Genomic DNA, 723 nt, shown 5'->3' on the forward strand with positions numbered 1-723 from the left:
TTGTGGCATTTCACGGCTGTCCGCTCAGTTGCCGTTATTGCCTGAATCCGCAGTCATTGGGTGATGGCGGGCGATTCCGTGAATATTCACCCGAGGAACTGTATGCCGAAACGCGCATCGACGAGCTTTATTTCATCGCCACAAACGGCGGTGTGACTTTCGGCGGTGGCGAGCCGTGTCTGCATGCGCAGTTTATCCATGAGTTTCGCGAGCTGTGTGGTCAGGGCTGGCAACTCAATTTGGAGACATCGCTCTGCGTGCCGTCGGCCAATATCGAGGCTCTGCTCCCGGTGGTCAATACCATGATTATCGACATCAAGGATGTGAACTCCGACATTTACCGCAGCTATACGGGACAGTCAAACGGCCTTGTCCTCGACAATCTCCGACTGATAGCCGATGTCGGGCGTCAGCATGACTGCATAGTACGCATCCCCTTGATACCGGAGTCCAATACCGATGCCGACCGTGAGAAAAGCCGCAAGGCACTCGAAGCGCTTGGCTTCGACCGATTCGATTTATTCACCTATCAAATACGCAAACACTGACTATGGCACGAGGAAAACATACCTGCAAGATACTGAAAGAGATACGTCGGCGGATTGCCGAGGCCAACGGCATCGAGTTCGCCACTTCGGAATGTCGCTACAAGGGCGACTGTCTCGGCACATGCCCCAAATGCGAAGCCGAGGTGCGCTACTTGGAGCAGCAGCTCCGCGCCCG

1 protein-coding gene and 1 pseudogene are annotated in these 723 nt (G+C 55.0%); both read left to right on the forward strand.

Going from position 1 to position 723, the window contains the following annotated elements:
• Nucleotides 1-548 (forward strand): radical SAM protein (locus K2I50_RS09420; protein WP_301026066.1); only part of this gene is annotated, 548 nt, incomplete at its 5' end.
• Between the two features lie 2 nt (nucleotides 549-550).
• Nucleotides 551-723, forward strand: a pseudogene (locus K2I50_RS10885) (energy transducer TonB); the annotation flags it as partial.

It is taken from the genome of Muribaculum sp. (genome assembly GCF_029051885.1).
Taxonomy (GTDB): domain Bacteria; phylum Bacteroidota; class Bacteroidia; order Bacteroidales; family Muribaculaceae; genus Muribaculum.